Genomic DNA, 17,178 nt, shown 5'->3' with positions numbered 1-17,178 from the left:
AGCTCTTGGTATTCTTGGCGGTTTCGAACATCCGTAATCAAATTGTCGCCACAGTATACCCCTCCGTGGCCTTTGGAGAATAACGACTATGCCTTCTTTTGACATTGTTTCAGAAATCGAAATGCACGAAGTTACCAACGCGGTGGATCAGGCCAAGCGTGAACTGGGTAACCGCTGGGATTTCAAGAATGTTGAGGCGGATATCGAGCTGGAGGACAAGCGCCTGACTTTGAGCGCAGAGCAGGAGTTCCAGCTGGAGCAACTGGTGGACATGATGCGAATGGCCTTTGCCAAGCGCAACATTGATACCCGCGCCCTATCCGAAGATGGTGAGAGCAAAGCGGGCAAGCTGGTGAAGCAGCATTTCACCCTGAAGCAGGGTATTGAAACGGACATGGCCAAGAAGATCGTGAAGATGATCAAAGAGCAGAAGATGAAAGTGCAGGCCAGCATTCAGGGCGACAAGGTACGGGTTACCGGCAAGAAACGGGACGACCTGCAGGAAGCCATTGCCATGTTGCGTGAGGCAGAACTGGACATCCCGCTGCAGTTCAACAACTTTCGCGACTGATTCGGAGAGGCTCTTATTTATCTTCCCCCCAATGTTGTAGCCCTGATTCGGGATACCGCCTACACCTACACCCGCTGGCAAGTAATTGCCATGTTGTTTCTCGGGTTCTCGGCGGGGCTGCCCTTTCTGCTGGTGTTTTCCACCCTCAATGCCCGCCTGGCAGACGTTGGGGTGGAGACCGCCACCATCGGTTTTTTCAGCTGGCTTGGCATTACCTATTCCATCAAGGTGTTCTGGGCGCCGGTGGTGGACCGGCTGAAACTGCCGGTGCTGGACCGTTTATTTGGCAAGCGTCGCAGCTGGATTCTGCTTGCCCAGGTGGGCATTGCCACCGGGTTGTACCTGATGTCCCAGACCAACGCCCTGGCGGCTCCGGAGACACTCGCGCTGTTCGGATTGCTAGTGGCTTTTTCCTCGGCCACGCAGGATGTGGCTATTGATGCCTATCGCATTGAGATTGCTCAGGAGCGGCTGCAGGCGGCGTTGGCGGCCACGTATATTTTCGGTTACCGGCTGGCATTGCTGGTGGCGGGCGCCGGGGCACTTTACCTGGCGGAGTTCTGGTCCTGGGAGGTGTCTTACCTGGTGATGGCAGCGTTGGTGGGCGTGGGGGCACTGACGGTTCTGGTCGTGAAGGAGCCGGAAGTAAACCATTTTGCGGCTGCGCAGGACATTGCCCATCGAATTGAGGAAGAGGTGGAGAAACGAAGCCACCTGCCGGAACGCCTGGCCAGGTTAACTGGCTGGTTCTATGCCGCGGTGGCTGGCCCGTTTCTGGACTTCTTCCGTCGGTATCGGGAGCTGGCGGTGGCCATTCTGGTGCTGGTGGCGGTGTATCGCATTTCGGATATTGCCATGGGGGTGATGGCCAATCCGTTCTATCTGGATTTTATGGGTTTCAGTAAAACCCAGGTGGCCGATGTCACCAAGGTGTTCGGGTTTTTTATGACCATTGTTGGCTCCATGGTCGGTGGGGTGCTGGTGGTGCGCTATGGCGTGCGCCGGATACTGCTGGCAGGTGCCGTCATGACGGCGGCAACCAATCTTCTATTCGTGCTGCTAGCCCAGCAACCACCGGATATCGCGGCGCTGGCCTTGGTGGTAAGTGCCGATAACCTCAGTGGCGGTATTGCCAACGTGGCGCTGATTGCCTGGCTGTCCAGCATGACCAGTGCCTCGTTCACCGCCACCCAGTATGCCTTGTTCAGCTCGCTGATGACGCTGCCGGGCAAGTTCCTGGGGGGCTTTTCCGGGATTGTGGTGGCGAACTTTGGCTACGCCGAGTTCTTCCTGATTGCGGGGTTGATGGGCGTGCCTGCGATTCTTCTGGTGCTGTTTATGATGCGACACGGCGCCAGGCTGGATGCGCTGGCGCCAGTCAAACATGAGGAAGATGCCCTGGTGAAATAGCGGCCGTTCAGGAAGAGCAGCTGATGTTCAGATGTTTCCCCCAATCCGGTGGCAGGGCAGCGTATTTCTCATACTCGGGTTGCTCATCAAAGGGCTTTTCCAACACCTTGAGCAGTTCCTTCATTGGCTCATAGTCGCCGTTCTGCGCCTCCAGGATGACTTGCTGGGCCAGGTAGTTGCGCAGAATGTACTTCGGGTTTACCCGGCGCATGGTGTATTCCCGTTCATCGTGGCCACGGCTTTCCTTCTGTAGTCTGGCTTCGTAACGTTCCAGCCACTCGTCAGCCACGCTGCGGTCTGCGAACAGATCACGAACCGGCGCGGTGCCATGGTCGTGCAGGTTGGACAGGCCGCGGAAAAACCGGGTGTAGTCCACGCGGTGTTCGTGGAGCATGCTGAAGGTGTCCATGATCAGGCCCATATCTGACCCATCCGCTTCCTCCAGCCCCAGCTTGGCGAGCATCTGGTGTTTGAAATGCTCGTTGTAGGCGGTTTCATAGCGTCGCAGTCCCCGGCGAACGGTATCTTCGTCCATGATCGGCAACAACGCATTGGCCAGGTACTGACAGTTGATAAAGCCTACCTGGGGCTGGCGGTTGTAGGCATAGCGGCCTTCGTGATCGGAGTGATTGCAAACGAAGCCGGCGTCGAAATCGTCCAGGAAGGCGAAGGGGCCATAGTCAAAAGTGTCTCCGATAATGGACATATTGTCGCTGTTCATCACCCCATGGCAGAAACCAACGGCCTGCCATTTCGCAATTAGTCTGGCGGTGCGTTCCACCACTTCCTCAAACCAGCGGGCGTAGCGTTGGTCCTCCGGCAAGCTGATCAGTTGAGGGAAGTGCAGGGCAATCACATGCTCTAGCAGTGTTTTCAGGGCGTCCGGCCCTTCATGGTGGGCTGCAAACTCGAAGTGGCCAAACCGGATGTGGCTTTTCGCTACCCGCATCAAAGCGGCGGCGGTTTCAATAGATTCCCGGCGCACCGGGTCTTTGGCGCTGATCATGAACAACGCCCGGGTGGTGGGAATTCCCAGGCCATGCATGGCCTCACTGCACAGATACTCACGAATGGTTGACCGGAGTACTGCCCGGCCATCGCCGAAGCGGGAGTAGGGCGTGGTGCCTGCCCCTTTCAGGTGCCAGTCCCAGCGTGTACCGTCCGGTCCCACGGTTTCCCAGAGTAAGAGGCCGCGGCCATCGCCCAGTTCCGGGTTGTACATGCCGAACTGATGCCCGGTGTACTTCATGGCGACCGGGTCCATCCCCTCCAGAAGTTCGGCGCCGGCACCAATGGCCGCCCAGTCATTTTCATCCCGCACCAGAAATCCCATATCGCTGGCCAGGGCCTGGTTAAAGCAGACCATTCGCGGTTCAGACAGGGGGGATGGCTGCACCCGACTGTAGAAGCTGTCCGGTAATTCCAGGTAGCGATGTTCCACCTGAAAGCTGTTGTTGCTCATAAAACGACCTGGCTTTGGTATGAATACTGCGTATGTATAGGGTTGAAGCCTAACAACAGATTGCAGAGCAGGTGAACCAAATGCAACCACACCTGATAGTTTTCACCGACCTGGACGGCACCTTGCTGGACCATCACAGCTACAGCTGGCGGGCCGCATCGCCGGCCATGGCAAAGTTGGCCGCTAACGGTATCCCCTTGATTTTTAACTCCAGTAAAACCGCCGCCGAGATGCGCCATCTGCAAAACGCGATGGGCATACGGGCCCCCTTTATCGTCGAGAACGGTGCGGCGGCGGTTATCCCGGCGGGCTGTCTGGGCCGCACCGAAGAACAGGTGATGAATTTTGGAGCAGATCACCAGCAGGTCCTTCGCACGCTTATGGTGCAGAGAAAGGCAGGTGCACAGTTTCGGGGCTTTTCGGATATGGCGGATGCGGAACTGGCGGAGGTTACGGGCCTGGATGAGGTGGAGGCCTCTCGGGCCCGGCAGCGCCTGGGTACGGAGCCGCTGATCTGGCAAGGCAGTGACCCGGAGCTGGACCAATTCAGTGCGGCACTGGGTCGTGAGGGGCTCCGTCTGGTGCAGGGGGGCCGCTTCTGGCACGCCATGGGGCGCTTCGACAAAGCCGAGGGGGCCCGCTTTTTGCTGGAGCAATACCGGGAGCACTATCGGGGCGAGCCGCTAGTCACCATCGCATTGGGAGACAGCCCGAACGACCAGCGCATGCTGGAGGCCGCGGATATCCCGGTGGTGATTCGCGGGGTGAACAGCGATCAGGTCCAGTTGCCATCGCAGAAGCACCCCATGCGCTCCCTGAAGCCCGGCCCGGAGGGTTGGAACGAATGCGTACTCAATCTTCTTTTCGAGTACGGCTACTAGGCCGCCAGGCGTGGCCAAAAGCATAGGAGAGGCGCCATGGGCGACTTTTACCAGAATGGCATAGTAACGACCCTGCACAATCTTGTGCGACGACCGGTAGAAGACATCGAGGCCGATCTGCTTCAGTTCCGTAAAGCGCGGCCCATGTCACTGGTGTTGCCGTCGCTGTATTCAGAGCTGGAAGGCCCCGCCCTGAAACACATTGTCCAGGAGCTGGCAAAGGTGCCTTACCTGGAAGAAATCGTGATCGGGCTCGATCGTGCCGATGAAGCACAATACCGGCACGCATTGGAGTACTTCTCCGAGCTGCCTCAGCCGTTCAAGGTACTGTGGAACGATGGGCCGCGTTTGCGGGCCATCGACCTCAAGCTTCGCGAGCAGGGCCTGGCCCCAACTGAAATGGGTAAGGGGCGGAATGTCTGGTATTGCTTCGGTTATGTCCTGGCCTCCGGGGTGAGCAAATCGGTGGCGTTGCATGATTGCGATATCCTGACCTACTCGCGGGACCTGTTGGCACGGTTGATTTACCCGGTGGCCAACCCTGGATTCAACTACATGTTCTGTAAGGGCTATTACGCTCGGGTCGCCGACAGCAAGATGAATGGCCGTGTCAGTCGTCTGCTGGTCACCCCGTTGATCCGTGCCCTGAAAAAAGTCTGCGGCCCGAACGATTTTCTCGACTACCTCGACAGCTACCGCTATCCCCTGGCCGGAGAATTCTCGTTCCGCACAGATGTTATCAATGACCTGCGCATTCCCAGTGACTGGGGGCTCGAGATTGGTGTGCTCTCGGAGATGAAACGAAACTACGCCACCAATCGCCTGTGCCAGGTGGATATTGCTGATGTCTACGATCACAAGCATCAGGATCTCGCGCCGGAGGATGCCAGCCGAGGGCTGTCCAAAATGAGCGTGGATATCGCCAAGGCCCTGTTCCGAAAGCTGGCCACCAATGGCGAAGTGTTCTCCAATGAAAAGTTCCGCACCATCAAGGCGACCTATTTCCGTATTGCTCTGGATTTTGTGGAAACCTATCAGAACGACGCCGTAATCAACGGGCTCGGCTTTGATCGGCACAAGGAAGAAAAGGCGGTGGAATTGTTTGCCCAGAATGTGATGCGCGCCGGTGCCTACTTCCTGGATAACCCCATGGACACCCCCTTCATCCCCAGCTGGAACCGGGTGACCAGTGCCATTCCGGACATTCGTGAGCAACTGCTGGAGGCTGTTGAACTGGACAATCAGGAATATCGGCCATGACTCAGCCACTGAAGAGCAAGCTGCAAGGTATTCTCGAGGTCGTCTATCCCTCGGTAGATTGTGACTTTCTGGCGGAGCAGTTACTGGCCACCATGGGGCTGGCGCCCAATGCCGACGCCCCACCGGCCCACCAGAACCATTGGGACGAAACCGATGTGTTGCTGATTACCTACGCGGATACGCTTCAGCAATCGGACGAGAAGCCACTGGTGACGCTCAAGCGCTTCCTGGATGACTGCCTTAAGGACTCCGTTTCCGCGGTCCACATACTGCCCTTTTTTCCCTTCAGCTCTGATGATGGCTTTTCGGTGATGGATTACCTGGCGGTGAATGAGAGTCACGGTGGCTGGCCGGAAATTGAGGCCATTGCCCGGGACTACAAGTTGATGTCCGATCTTGTGATTAACCACATGTCGGCCCGCAGCCGGTGGTTCGAAAACTATAAGAAGCGCATCGACCCGGGTAAGGACTATTTCTTTGAAGGCAACCCGAAAGACGACCTCAGCCAGGTAGTGAGGCCACGTACGTCGCCGCTGCTCAATCCGGTGCAGACCGACGACGGCGAGCGCTATGTGTGGTGCACCTTCAGTGAAGATCAGGTAGACCTGAACTTTGCCAACCCGCAGGTATTGTTGGAGTTTGCGGGGATCATCCGCCAATACCTGGAAAGGGGTGTGATGATTTTCCGTATGGATGCCGTGGCCTTTCTCTGGAAAGAGCCGGGCACGCCGTGTATTCACCTGCAGCAAACCCACGAGCTGATCAAAATTCTGCGCTTGCTGATTGAACATCACACGCCGGACGCGGTGGTGATTACCGAAACCAACGTGCCTAACCGGGAGAACCTGACTTATTTTGGCAATGCCAACGAAGCCCATGCGATCTATAACTTTTCGTTGCCGCCCCTGCTGATCAATACGCTGGTGACCGGCAATTGCCGACATCTGAAAACCTGGCTGATGAGTATGCCCCCGGCGCAGCTGGGCACCACCTATCTGAACTTTATCGCTTCCCACGACGGCGTTGGTCTGCGGCCCACAGATGGCCTGCTGACCGAAGATGAAAAGCAACGCCTGATCAACACCATGGAGTCGTTTGGGGGTAAGGTGTCCTACCGCCGGACGGCCGACGGGCGGGATCAACCCTATGAGATGAACATTGCGCTCTGGGATGCCCTCAAAGGAACCGCAGAAGGCGGTGCTGACCACTGGCAGCTCGCGAGATTCCTGTGTGCGCATACCATCATGCTGGCTCTCGAGGGCATTCCCGCCTTTTATATTCACAGCTTGCTGGCCACGGAGAACGATCAGGCGCGGGTGGAGCATACCGGGCGCCTGCGCTCCATTAACCGCAGTCAATGGCAGTTGTCGCAACTGGAGGAAACCCTCGCAGATCCACTGACCCACCACAGCAAGGCATTCCGGGAGCTGAAGCGTTTGATTGCCATACGCCGCGCTCAACCTGCGTTCCATCCGAACGCCACGCAGTTCACCTTGCACCTGGGGTTGCAGTTGTTCGGGTTCTGGCGCCAGAGCATGCGACGGGAGCAGTCGGTGTTCTGTATCCATAACATCAGTCCCGAGGTGCAGCAGGTGGCGCTCAGTGATATCAATCTGATCGGAACGGATCGCTGGGTAGACTTGATCTCCGGAATGGGGGTGGATGATCTGGCTGGGTCAATCACCCTGAAGCCGTATCAGAGTGTGTGGTTGTCCAACCAGCAGAGACGCTGAGCGTTACAGCGAATGCCTCAGGAATGAGGCATGGTTGGTTTGTATTCTGTAAGTCGGTGGTTATAATCGGGACTGCTCAGGATGAGTCAGTTCAACATAATCTTCAGGGATCGAAGTCATGCCCCAGGCAAGCGGATTGCAGTTCACCGCCCGTGTAGGCGAATTCCCCTCGGACCACTTTGTCGTTGTCGGCTTCGCGCTGACCGAACGGCTGTCCGATCTGTTCCATGGCCGGTTGCAGCTGGCCAGCACCGACCCGGATGTGGCCGCCGCCGATGTACTGGAACAGCCGGTAGACCTGGTGGTGTGGCAGGACGGCCAGCCCCTGCGCCGGTTCACCGGCGTGGTGAACGAATTTATGCGGGGTGACACCGGCCACCGCCGCACCCGCTACGAAGTCGTCATCCAGCCGCCGTTATGGCGCCTGGGCCTGATGCACAACAGCCGCATCTTCCAGACCCAGGCCACCGACGCCATCGTGCGCACCCTGCTCGAAGAGCGGGGCATCATTGATGTGGTCTTTGACTTCAAACGCCCACCGGAAGAACGGGAATACTGCGTCCAGCACCGGGAAACCGACCTGCAGTTCCTGGAACGCCTGGCCGCCGAAGAAGGCTGGCACTACCGCTACCAGCACGGCAGCGTGGATGGTGAAGAACAACCGGCACTGATTCTTGCCGACCACCACGGCGACGCCCCGAAACTGGACCCGGTCACCTGCAACACCAAAGCCGGTGGTAGCACCCAACAGGCCTGCGTATTCCAGTTCGCCTACGAAGAGCGGGTCAAAGCCGCCTCCGTGGCCATGAAGGACTACACCTTCAAGAACCCCGCCTACGCCCTGATGCATGAGCAAAGTGCCGGCGGTGTTAACCACCGGGAAGACTACCAGCACTACGACTACCCCGGCCGCTACAAAGCCGACGCCAGCGGCCAGCCGTTCACCCAGAACAAACTGGAGGCTCTCAGAAACGACGCCACCGTGGCCAACGGCAAAAGCAACCGCCCGGACTTCACCCCCGGCGCCAAAGTGGAACTGCAGGACCACGACAGCCAGACCCTGAACCGGGAATGGCTGCTCACCGCCATCACCCACACCGGCAAACAGCCCCAGGCCCTGGAAGAAGAGGGCGGTAGCGAACCCACCAGCTACCACAACGATTTCAGCGCCATCCCGGCCGACAAAACCTGGCGCCCCCTGTGCAACCACAAACCCGTGATGGACGGCCCCCAGATGGCCATTGTCACCGGCCCGGAAGGGGAAGAAATCCACTGCGACCAGTACGGCCGAGTAAAAGTCCGTTTCCCCTGGGATCGCTACTCCAAGAACGACGAACACTCAAGTGCCTGGCTGCGCGTGGCCCAGGGCTGGGCCGGCGGCCAATACGGCTTTATGGCCTTGCCCAGAATTGGTCACGAGGTCATCGTCAGCTTCCTGGACGGCGACCCGGACCAGCCCATCATCACCGGAAGAACCTACCACGCCACCAACACACCGCCGTACGCGCTGCCGGAACACAAAACCCGGACCACCCTGAAGACCAAAACCCACAAGGGCGAGGGCAGCAACGAACTGCGGTTTGAGGATGAAGCGGGCGAAGAGCAGATCTACGTGCACGCCCAGAAAGACCTGGACCTGCTGACGGAAAACAACCGTACCGAAGTCATCAAGAATGACAGCCACCTGACGGTGGAGAACCACCAGTTCAGCCACATCAAAGCGGCGGACCATTGCGCCACCGACGGCGAAAACCGGCTGTCCGTTGGCGCAGATTGCAGCCAGACCGTGGGCGGCACCTACCACCAGAAAACCGCCCGCACCATGGCCTCGGAAGCCGGCACCGAAGTGCATCACAAGGCCGGTGCCAAGGTGGTGCTGGATGCCGGGGCAGAGCTGACGATTTCCGGGGGTGGTAGCTTTATCAAGCTGGACCCGAGTGGGGTTACGTTGAGTGGGCCGGGGATCAAGATAAATTCCGGGGGCAGTCCGGGGAGTGGTTCGGGGCTGGGAGCGAGTGGGCCAGCGTTGCCGCAGGACGTGGAAAAGAATGTTCACGAGATGGTTGAACCGGTCTTCCTGCCAACCGGCTTTGCGGAATCCGAAGGGCAGGCAATAGCCATTAAACAGGCCGCTGTGAACGGAAAGCCCTTTTGCAAAATCTGCTCTGAGCGCATGACACAAAGGGGCCGCGTATGAAATGGCCGTTTTCCAGTGGCCAGCGGGCTTTCGTTGTTGTAGATGCGGCGTTACCGGGGTTAAGGGCCAAGTGGTACGAACTGGCGGGAAACAGCGACAGCATTCCCCTGTACAACGGAACACCCTTTGCACACCTCTTAGAGGTGTCCCCGATACTGGCCGAGATTAACCCCGACCATAAATTCCTGAGCTGGGCGCACCAGTCCTCCCCATCAAACAACTGGGGGGTATTGCTGACTGCCGATGCAAACTTGTCGGAGCTGGCAGCCCATTTAAGACAGTCTCTCACCGTTATTGATGAAAATGACAGCGAGGTGCTGTGCCGTTTTTACGATCCGGACATCCTGCCTGTCTTTTGGCAATCGCTGAGTGTGTCCGAGCAGCAGACCTTTGCCGGTCCCGTAACCCAGTGGGCCGCCCGACAACTGGGTGAAGAGGCCTGTTGGCTCAGTGAGCCTGTTGAACGGGGGGCGCAGTCGACTTGGCAAACGCTTAAGCCTTTATGGCTTCGGTTAACTGAGCAACACATCCAGGCCATGAGACCGATCTACCATCGCCACCGGGTGCAACAGGCGGTGGTGCAATTAAACCAGTCAATGACCTGGCGGCTTATGCATCTGGCGAATGAGATTGTCGTTCAACGGATTGACGAGACCGTACAGTCGATCTATCGATGGCATGAGGCGCCAAGTCCCCAGGAAACACTCACTTTCTGCCAACTGTGCTTAGAGCGCTGTTCCCACTTCTATCGGGCAGCCCGGGCAGAGGAGCTCCTGGCATCAGCGAATCTGGCGCAGGCCTTGGTTGACATCGAACGCGACCTGGCCGAACAGCCGGACCACTACGCCCCCCACCACGACCCGGATTGGATGCCGTCGTATGACGAAACGGCCCTGATCAGCAAGCGCCGTGAACAACGTTGGAGTGATCAAGGATGACAGCCACCGAGCAATGCCCGATCTGTAACGACATAACGCCCAAACTGGCGTTTATTTGCAGCTTCGTCTGCTTTTGCAGCGTCAACCCCATGCAGTCCCAGACCGGCCGCAACATGAAGCAGATGTGTGTCGATGCTTCCCTGGATGCGGTGAATCAGGTCTCGGATACCGGCATCCGGCCGCAGGTTGGGTATTACATGCCAGAGGATCAAATGATAGCGCCGCAGCCGCTCATGTTGAAAGATGCTGCTAGGCAGGAGACTACCGAACCGATCCGTAACTTCGGGCATATGATCAATCGGATTCGAAACCTAAAGACTCCGGCCGATGCGTTGCTCAAAGATGAGATTGAGCAATACAGTAAAGGCGAGCTTCGTATACCAGATGCCGTAGTTTTGCGAGACCCTGCCGGGTTGCCAACTCAGGACAACCTTTTGGGGGTGGTGGAGGTCAAGTTCCGGGGCGATCGTTGGGGTATTGGGCAGGAAAAAGCCTATGAGCGAATTGCTGGCCCAGATAGCGGATTACATGAATTGAACGAGGACACTTGCAAATGTGACGGCACAGAGCAGCAATTGGTACCTGAAGACTCCCTGCAGCCTGCGCGGGATTTGTATGAGCAGGAAGAAGAGCATGGGCTGGGTGATTCGTTGTTGCTCGGGTTGGAAGTGTTGGCCATCGGCGTTGCGATGACAGCGCTGGTGCTGGATGATGCCACCGGGATCGGAACGGCGGATGATGTTCTGCTGGCACCGCTGGGGGCGAGGGCAGCGCTCCAGAGCGCCCGTTTTTACCGGGGAACCTCTACTGTGGTTCGTGGAAGCAGTGAAGCCGCCAAACTCGTTGCGCAGAGGATGTCATCATTGCGTCCAAGCTTGGAGCGCATCGGAGCTGCATTTTAAGTTTCAGGACAGGGGAAGACTTACCGTGGATGAACTGAAAGAACTGATGACAGTGGAAGACGCCGATGGTGTCATGCTTAAGCTTAGCCTGAACGTGGAAATTTACTTCCGTAATGCTTGGCGTACGGATGTCCGGGAGGCGGTGCTGGCGGTCTTCAATGAATACCGGGAGTACTTCGGCCAGGAATTCAATTGGACTACCAACCCAAATACCGGCCGTTGGAAAAGTCTGAAGAAGACACCTTACCCGTACCCGGACGAGTGGCTGTTGGATGTGCCACAGGACGAGGAGTGGGAGTTTGTTTTTCATGGTGGCGAAAAGAAGACAGATGCTTCGGACATAGACTTCGTCTCATTGGGAGGCGGGAAGGCAAGAACCATAGAAGACCATCCTCTCTCCAACCAACGATCGTTGTCATATCTCTATTGCCATTTTCCGATAGATTTCTTTATCGACCGCGACGAAAAACTACCAGATATTTTTAAACGTTGGTGTAGCTTGTTAAACGCTGAGCAAGCATATGCGGGATTTGGATTAGCTATATCTCACGGTTATGAAACTCGTGTAGACCCTTTGGTCTATCAGTTGGGGCAGCGTTTCCCTGGCCTTAATGTCGGCAAAGGAACAACACACTCTCTGTATTTGCTGAGCAGCATCAAATCGCCGGCATGGCTCACTGCCATCTGCCAGCCCTATGTGAATCAACTTGGTGGAGAGGCTGCGTTGCAGGAGGCGTTACCGGATGGTTGGGTGTCACCGTATGACGGCGGTGTGATTATCCAGGCTGGACCCAAGCCCCTGCTGGGTGACCGGGAGCTGGGTCTGGATGTCGCCCCCTATCGACAAGCCGCCCAGGCCTTACGTCCGATTCGTTCAACCAAGCATGGTGGAATAGCCAAGGGCCGCGTGGACGGTCAGACTGTGTTCCATACTCAGGAATTCCGCGAATGGCTGTCCCGCTTCGATGGAGAACCGGAGGTGAGTCATGACTGACACCCTGGCAATGGATCTGATGCCAGCACAGTGGTTTCCAGACATAGAACTGTCCGAGCTTGCCGTAGGCGAGAGCAGCATTGACATCGTTGGTGCCGGCGAGTGGGCCTTGCAGGGAGATCTGGTGCTGTTTGAGGGCAAAGGCACCCTGCGTCTTTCGTTGACAGAAGCTCCAAGAGTTGAAATCTGGAATGGCGAAACCTGGCAGGTGCTCCCCGAGGATTTTCTGGAACATGCGACGACCGTCACTCACCTCCAATACGACCGGACGAGTGATAAGGTGGTGGTCAATGCCCGGGCTGGGGACAAGCAGGCCAAGATTCGGCTGGCGGGTGTTCTCACCGGTGTGGAGTGGTTGCCGGCGTCGTAGACCGGAATCAAAAGGGGCATGGGTTACATGGATGTGAGCAATGACATCAGGGTAGAAGACGCAGACGGCGTCATGCTCAAGCTCTGCCTGAACGTGGAAATTTACTTCCGTAATGCCTGGCGTACGGATGTCCGGGAGGCGGTACTGGCGGTTTTCAATGAATACCGGGAGTATTTCGGCCAGGAATTCAAATGGACCACCAACCCGAACACTGGCCGTTGGAAAAGCCTGAAGAAAACGCCTTACCCATACCCGGATGAGTGGCTGTTGGATGTACCACAGGACGAGCAGTGGGAATTTGTCTTCCATGGTGGAGACAAGAAGACCGATGCCTCGGACGTGGATGTGGGAGCCTATGGGGAGTGGATTCATGAAGGGAACGAGGCTCCAGCATCAGACGACAACTCATTGTCTTTTATCAAGATGAATTTCCCCATGGACTTTTTTGTGGACCGGGATGAGAAGCTACCATCTATCTTCGGCCGCTGGTGCAGCATGTTGATGGCTGACCAAGCTTATGCAGGTTTTGGTCTGGCCCTATCCCATGGGTATGAAACACGCGTCGACCCCCTAGTCTATCAATTAGCGCAACGTTTTCCGGGCCTAAATGTTGGCTCGGAGACTACACATTCTCTTCGCTTGTTAACTCGTACCAAAACACCCAACTGGCTCACCGCTATCTGCGAGCCTTATGTGAGCCAACTCGGTGGCGGGACTGTATTGCAGGCGGCGTTACCGGATGGTTGGGTGTCGCCCTATGACGGCGGCGTGATTATCCAGGCTGGACCTAAACCTTTGCTCGGAGATCGGGAGCAAGGATTAGATGTAGCTCCTTATCGTCAGGCGGCTCGTGTTCTGCGATCAATTCGTTCAACCGATCATAGTGGTATCGCAATGGGGAGAGTCGATGGTCAGACCGTGTTCCACACTCAGGAATACCGCGAGTGGCTGTCCCGTTTTGATGGCGAACCGGAGGTGAGCCATGACTGATACCCTGGCGATAGATCTGATGCCTGCGCAGTGGTTTCCGGACATTGAATTGACTGAGCTTGCCGTGGGAGAGCGCTGCATTGACATCGCCGGTGCTGGCGAGTGGGCCTTGCAGGGAGATCTGGTGCTGTTTGAGGGCAAAGGAACCCTGCGTCTTTCGTTGACGGAAGCTCCAAGAGTTGAAATCTGGAATGGCGAAACCTGGCAGGTGCTCCCCGAGGATTTTCTGGAACATGCGACGACCGTCACTCACCTCCAATACGACCGGACGAGTGATAAGGTGGTGGTCAATGCCCGGGCTGGGGACAAGCAGGCCAAGATTCGGCTGGCGGGTGTTCTCACCGGTGTGGAGTGGTTGCCGGCTTCACAGGGGGCAGCTTAGAAAGCTGCAATCTGCAGTAGATCAGAAAAAACTCTACAAAATCCTAAAGCAATCAGAACGCCAGACGCTTCTTGAGAGCGCAGAGAATCATCTGAACAAATCGCTGCTAACGCGGTTAAGGACACTATCTCGTCAGGGCGAGCCCTCCACTAGTCAACACCTGAAACGGCCGGGTCTATAAGGCATCAGTGCGACTGCCCAATCGACTTGAACATTGATTTAAAATGAATCCTGAGGGATTCAAAAATCCAAGGAAAGGAATAAAACGATGAAATTCATTGGTGCGCTGATCTGCGCTCTCATTCTGGCTGTTGCCGGCTATTTCTGGTTCTCTGAAACGCCTCCGGCGATTAACAAGGAAGCCCTGCTGTTTAATCCCCCGGTGGGAGATGTTCGATATTTTGCGGTTGATCAGACCACAGAAATTGGGGTGTCTGGCAGAGGTGGGTCGGTTAACAGGATGACCAGCGTTCTGCGCAGCGAAGTGCTTGGTGCGGATGCTGGGTTGGTTGAGCTCCAGTCCGGCGCCCTGAAAGTTGCAGAACGAGGACGTGGGCGGACACTTGTAGACACCGAGTCGGGCGAGCCACAAAGCAGTGGTGAAAAACTTCTGGCCGATTTTTTGCGGTCTGGAGTTGTTGAGCAGGTAAGTGTTCATGGCGTGATCAAAGAAAGTACTTACCAGAATCCGGATGCCCTGAAGAGCATTAGTGATCGGCCAGAAGTCCTGCAGACTCTACTTCTTCGCAGCCTGAGTATTTTTCCTTGGTATCCTGGCCAGTTTCCGAATGAAGATCTGGCGATTGGATTATCGTGGCAGACTGAGAATCAAGAATGGAGTGGCGCAACCCTTCAGGGAATGCAGTTCGAAGTTACTCGGTTGGATAGTCAGACGGTGACCCTGGAATTTGCACCCGTCGGAGAGCAAGACCTGCCGGCCGATGAAGATTCAACCCCAAATAGCTTTAGTGCTGCTGGCTACCTCGAACTTGAACGTGCAACAGGCTGGCCGAGGCAGGCTAGTGTTCAGATCAGTACTGAAGAAGAGCATCAAGGGGTAACCTTTCAGATTACCAGTCACTTGAAGGTCAGGCAGTCAGAGGTTGATCCAGGGCCAGACACCGACAGACTGATGTCTATGGCGAAAATATCGATGCAGGCTCGCCCCATCGATACCTCGAACACCGTCTTTAATGACTACTTCACACCCCCCTTCAGCCCGGAACCGGTGGAGACCTCCCTCAATGAGATCCAGCAAACCCTGCTTTGGTTTGGTACGGAACCGGTTGATTACCGCTATGGACGAGCCGTTGGGGTTGAGTCAAAGCTGAATTCCTCCAATCTTCAAACCGCAACGATTCATCCGGTTAACCGTGTTCGGTTGCTGGATGCTGATGGCGAGCCGGTAGTGGAAAACACAATACCGAATCCGGATTTCAGAGTCCTCAAACCTTCGATCGGTGGCAACGCTGCCAGCGCGAGAATGCCCTTCCTTCGTATGGGACTGACGGATGAACAGTTGAGGTCGATTGATGTGATTGAATTCGACGCTCAAGTAACCGTACCAGACCAAGAGTACTCGGTCCTTCTTGACAAGAAAGATAAGGCGATTGAACTGGAGAACGCCGGGCTCAAACTGATTATCGAAGAGTGGGGTGCTGAGGTAGTTCGCATTCGGGTATCCGAGACCGGCGGAACACCACCAGGGGCTCGCCCCATGATCATGGGCTATCCGGTCGACGAATCGGGAGAGCCGGTAGCTCAGTTTGGTCTGCGCATGACCCATTCCGCTTTCGAGACCGTTCTGGGTGCCATGAAGAACCCGCCCCGCGGCGCAAAAGCGATGGCAGCTGAACTAATGCAGGGTCTCGACGCAATGCCTCCCCACGAGAGAAACGGCGATTTTATCTTTGAGTTCAGTCGCACATCAGCTCCTTTGCCAGACCGGTTCAGATTCAATTACATGAGCACTCGCACCAAAGCTATGACATTCATTGCGCCCGCAGCCAGAAAAAACACGGTTGGTGACGATGTCGAGAGCAGTTGAGGGGATGGAGGAGTCTCCGTTGCTCCCTGAGCCTAGAAACAACAGGCGACGTCTCGGCCAAGATTTGCAGCCAGTAGGTGACTACGCAGGTATTCAACCTTATTACCGCGTTTGTGAGGATGTGCAAGCTGTTCACCACCAGGACAAATGTGGCCCAGAGGCATTTCAGTCCGGTGATTGGTGGTGGAGTCAGGGTCGAATTCGTTTTCTGAACGGCAAGGCATTCATTGGTCTTTCAGCCGCACAGCTGCTAATCCCTTATCTTTGGGGCGGGCTTGTCTTGGTTGGTGGAGGGATGATGCTCTTACATTATGCTTCCAAGGTTGAGCTCCCTGACGAACTAAAATCACTTTTAGGCCTCGGAGTGGTTTTGGGTTGGATAGCTCTATCTATGTTTCTAATCATAAAAACCTTACCTTGGGTTATGAGCGCCGCTGCCTTTCTGTTAAAACCGTTCGAAAAAGGCCTTTCTAGGATAACGGATCGCAGCCTTAAAGCGGGCGAAAGCTACTTCAGCCGAGAAACCGGCCAGGTAAGTTTTGCTATGCCGGGCGGCAAGAAACTGACAGCGCCCTTTGAGGAATTCGATGCCTATGTTGAGCGGGTGATAGAAGCCGGCGGGATCTTCTATCGCTTGATGTTCGTGCATCGTTACACCGCCAAACAATTCAGCCAGACGTCCCTGAGCCGGGTCGAACCCACGAAAGAAGAGGTAATGGCGCTGTGGGACATGCTTCAACGCTACATGGATACCTCTCAGCCCTTGCCGGACGTGCCAAGGCTCGAGCCGTTCCGCCATCTGGATCCCGTTACCGCTGAGCATGACGGGCGTATCGGCCGCAACCCACGCTTCTGGCGCGATCTGGATTTGGAAGCTTGGAAGCAAGGGGAGGGCAAGGAATGGCTGAAGCGGCAGATGGAATACCCATGGGATAAACGCAAATGCAGGCTCACACCGCAGTTGGGCAAGATCTCGATGGCGGAGTACCGAAAGCTGCGCCCGGCCGATGCCTGGCCGATTTGAAATGCTTGATAGTATCG

At 56.3% G+C, this 17,178-nt stretch carries 15 protein-coding genes; 14 read left to right on the top strand and 1 reads right to left on the bottom strand.

Going from position 1 to position 17,178, the window contains the following annotated elements:
• Nucleotides 1-88 precede the first annotated feature (88 nt).
• Together OZ656_RS13450 and OZ656_RS13445 are read left to right on the top strand one after the other, a co-directional pair.
• On the top strand, nt 89-571 hold the full coding sequence (locus tag OZ656_RS13450) for a YajQ family cyclic di-GMP-binding protein (RefSeq protein ID WP_011786031.1): 483 nt from the start codon (nt 89-91) through the stop codon (nt 569-571).
• 90 nt (nt 572-661) lie between these two features.
• Nucleotides 662-1,981, top strand: coding sequence for an AmpG family muropeptide MFS transporter (locus OZ656_RS13445; RefSeq protein WP_379944601.1), 1,320 nt, complete (start codon nt 662-664; stop codon nt 1,979-1,981).
• Nucleotides 1,982-1,988: 7 nt separating this feature from the next.
• Here OZ656_RS13445 and OZ656_RS13440 read toward each other — a convergent pair whose 3' ends face one another.
• Nucleotides 1,989-3,443 carry a YdiU family protein gene (locus tag OZ656_RS13440; protein ID WP_199452261.1) on the bottom strand — a complete coding sequence of 485 codons (1,455 nt, stop codon included), beginning with the start codon at nt 3,441-3,443 and terminating at the stop codon, nt 1,989-1,991.
• 80 nt (nt 3,444-3,523) lie between these two features.
• Here OZ656_RS13440 and OZ656_RS13435 point away from each other — a divergent pair, with 80 nt between their 5' ends.
• From OZ656_RS13435 to OZ656_RS13380, 12 genes are all read left to right on the top strand, one after another.
• Entirely contained in the window at nt 3,524-4,324 is an 801-nt protein-coding gene (locus OZ656_RS13435; RefSeq protein WP_303292749.1) for a mannosyl-3-phosphoglycerate phosphatase, read from the top strand.
• 36 nt (nt 4,325-4,360) lie between these two features.
• Nucleotides 4,361-5,584, top strand: a complete 1,224-nt coding sequence (locus OZ656_RS13430) for a glycosyl transferase (RefSeq protein ID WP_379944600.1) — start codon at nt 4,361-4,363, stop codon at nt 5,582-5,584.
• Nucleotides 5,581-7,317 carry a sugar phosphorylase gene (locus OZ656_RS13425; protein WP_379944599.1) on the top strand — a complete coding sequence of 579 codons (1,737 nt, stop codon included), beginning with the start codon at nt 5,581-5,583 and terminating at the stop codon, nt 7,315-7,317. Before OZ656_RS13430 ends, OZ656_RS13425 begins: the two co-directional genes overlap by 4 nt.
• Nucleotides 7,318-7,435: 118 nt before the next feature.
• Entirely contained in the window at nt 7,436-9,514 is a 2,079-nt protein-coding gene (locus OZ656_RS13420) for a type VI secretion system Vgr family protein (protein ID WP_379944598.1), read from the top strand.
• Nucleotides 9,511-10,452 (top strand): DUF4123 domain-containing protein, encoded by a 942-nt coding sequence (locus OZ656_RS13415; RefSeq protein WP_379944597.1) that lies wholly within the window; start codon nt 9,511-9,513, stop codon nt 10,450-10,452. The genes OZ656_RS13420 and OZ656_RS13415 overlap by 4 nt, the downstream gene beginning before the upstream one ends.
• The gene (locus OZ656_RS13410) at nt 10,449-11,354 is read left to right on the top strand and encodes a hypothetical protein (protein WP_023009696.1); all 906 of its coding nucleotides are present in this window, start codon (nt 10,449-10,451) and stop codon (nt 11,352-11,354) included. Before OZ656_RS13415 ends, OZ656_RS13410 begins: the two co-directional genes overlap by 4 nt.
• A 25-nt stretch (nt 11,355-11,379) precedes the next feature.
• Entirely contained in the window at nt 11,380-12,348 is a 969-nt protein-coding gene (locus OZ656_RS13405; RefSeq protein ID WP_379944596.1) for a type VI immunity family protein, read from the top strand.
• Entirely contained in the window at nt 12,341-12,718 is a 378-nt protein-coding gene (locus OZ656_RS13400) for a hypothetical protein (RefSeq protein WP_278350122.1), read from the top strand. The genes OZ656_RS13405 and OZ656_RS13400 overlap by 8 nt, the downstream gene beginning before the upstream one ends.
• 18 nt (nt 12,719-12,736) lie before the next feature.
• A complete protein-coding gene (locus OZ656_RS13395; RefSeq protein ID WP_379944595.1) occupies nt 12,737-13,708 on the top strand; it encodes a type VI immunity family protein in 972 nt (323 codons plus the stop codon).
• Nucleotides 13,701-14,090, top strand: coding sequence for a hypothetical protein (locus OZ656_RS13390; RefSeq protein ID WP_278350120.1), 390 nt, complete (start codon nt 13,701-13,703; stop codon nt 14,088-14,090). Before OZ656_RS13395 ends, OZ656_RS13390 begins: the two co-directional genes overlap by 8 nt.
• 268 nt (nt 14,091-14,358) lie before the next feature.
• Nucleotides 14,359-16,137, top strand: coding sequence for a hypothetical protein (locus tag OZ656_RS13385; RefSeq protein WP_023009270.1), 1,779 nt, complete (start codon nt 14,359-14,361; stop codon nt 16,135-16,137).
• The gene (locus OZ656_RS13380; RefSeq protein WP_286715084.1) at nt 16,121-17,161 is read left to right on the top strand and encodes a hypothetical protein; all 1,041 of its coding nucleotides are present in this window, start codon (nt 16,121-16,123) and stop codon (nt 17,159-17,161) included. The genes OZ656_RS13385 and OZ656_RS13380 overlap by 17 nt, the downstream gene beginning before the upstream one ends.
• Nucleotides 17,162-17,178: the final 17 nt, after the last annotated feature.

The sequence above is a fragment of the Marinobacter sp. LM1 genome, assembly GCF_042763285.1.
Lineage (GTDB): Bacteria > Pseudomonadota > Gammaproteobacteria > Pseudomonadales > Oleiphilaceae > Marinobacter > Marinobacter nauticus.
The sequence above is the reverse complement of the archived record's forward strand: the minus strand, read 5'-3'. Positions and strand labels throughout refer to the sequence as shown.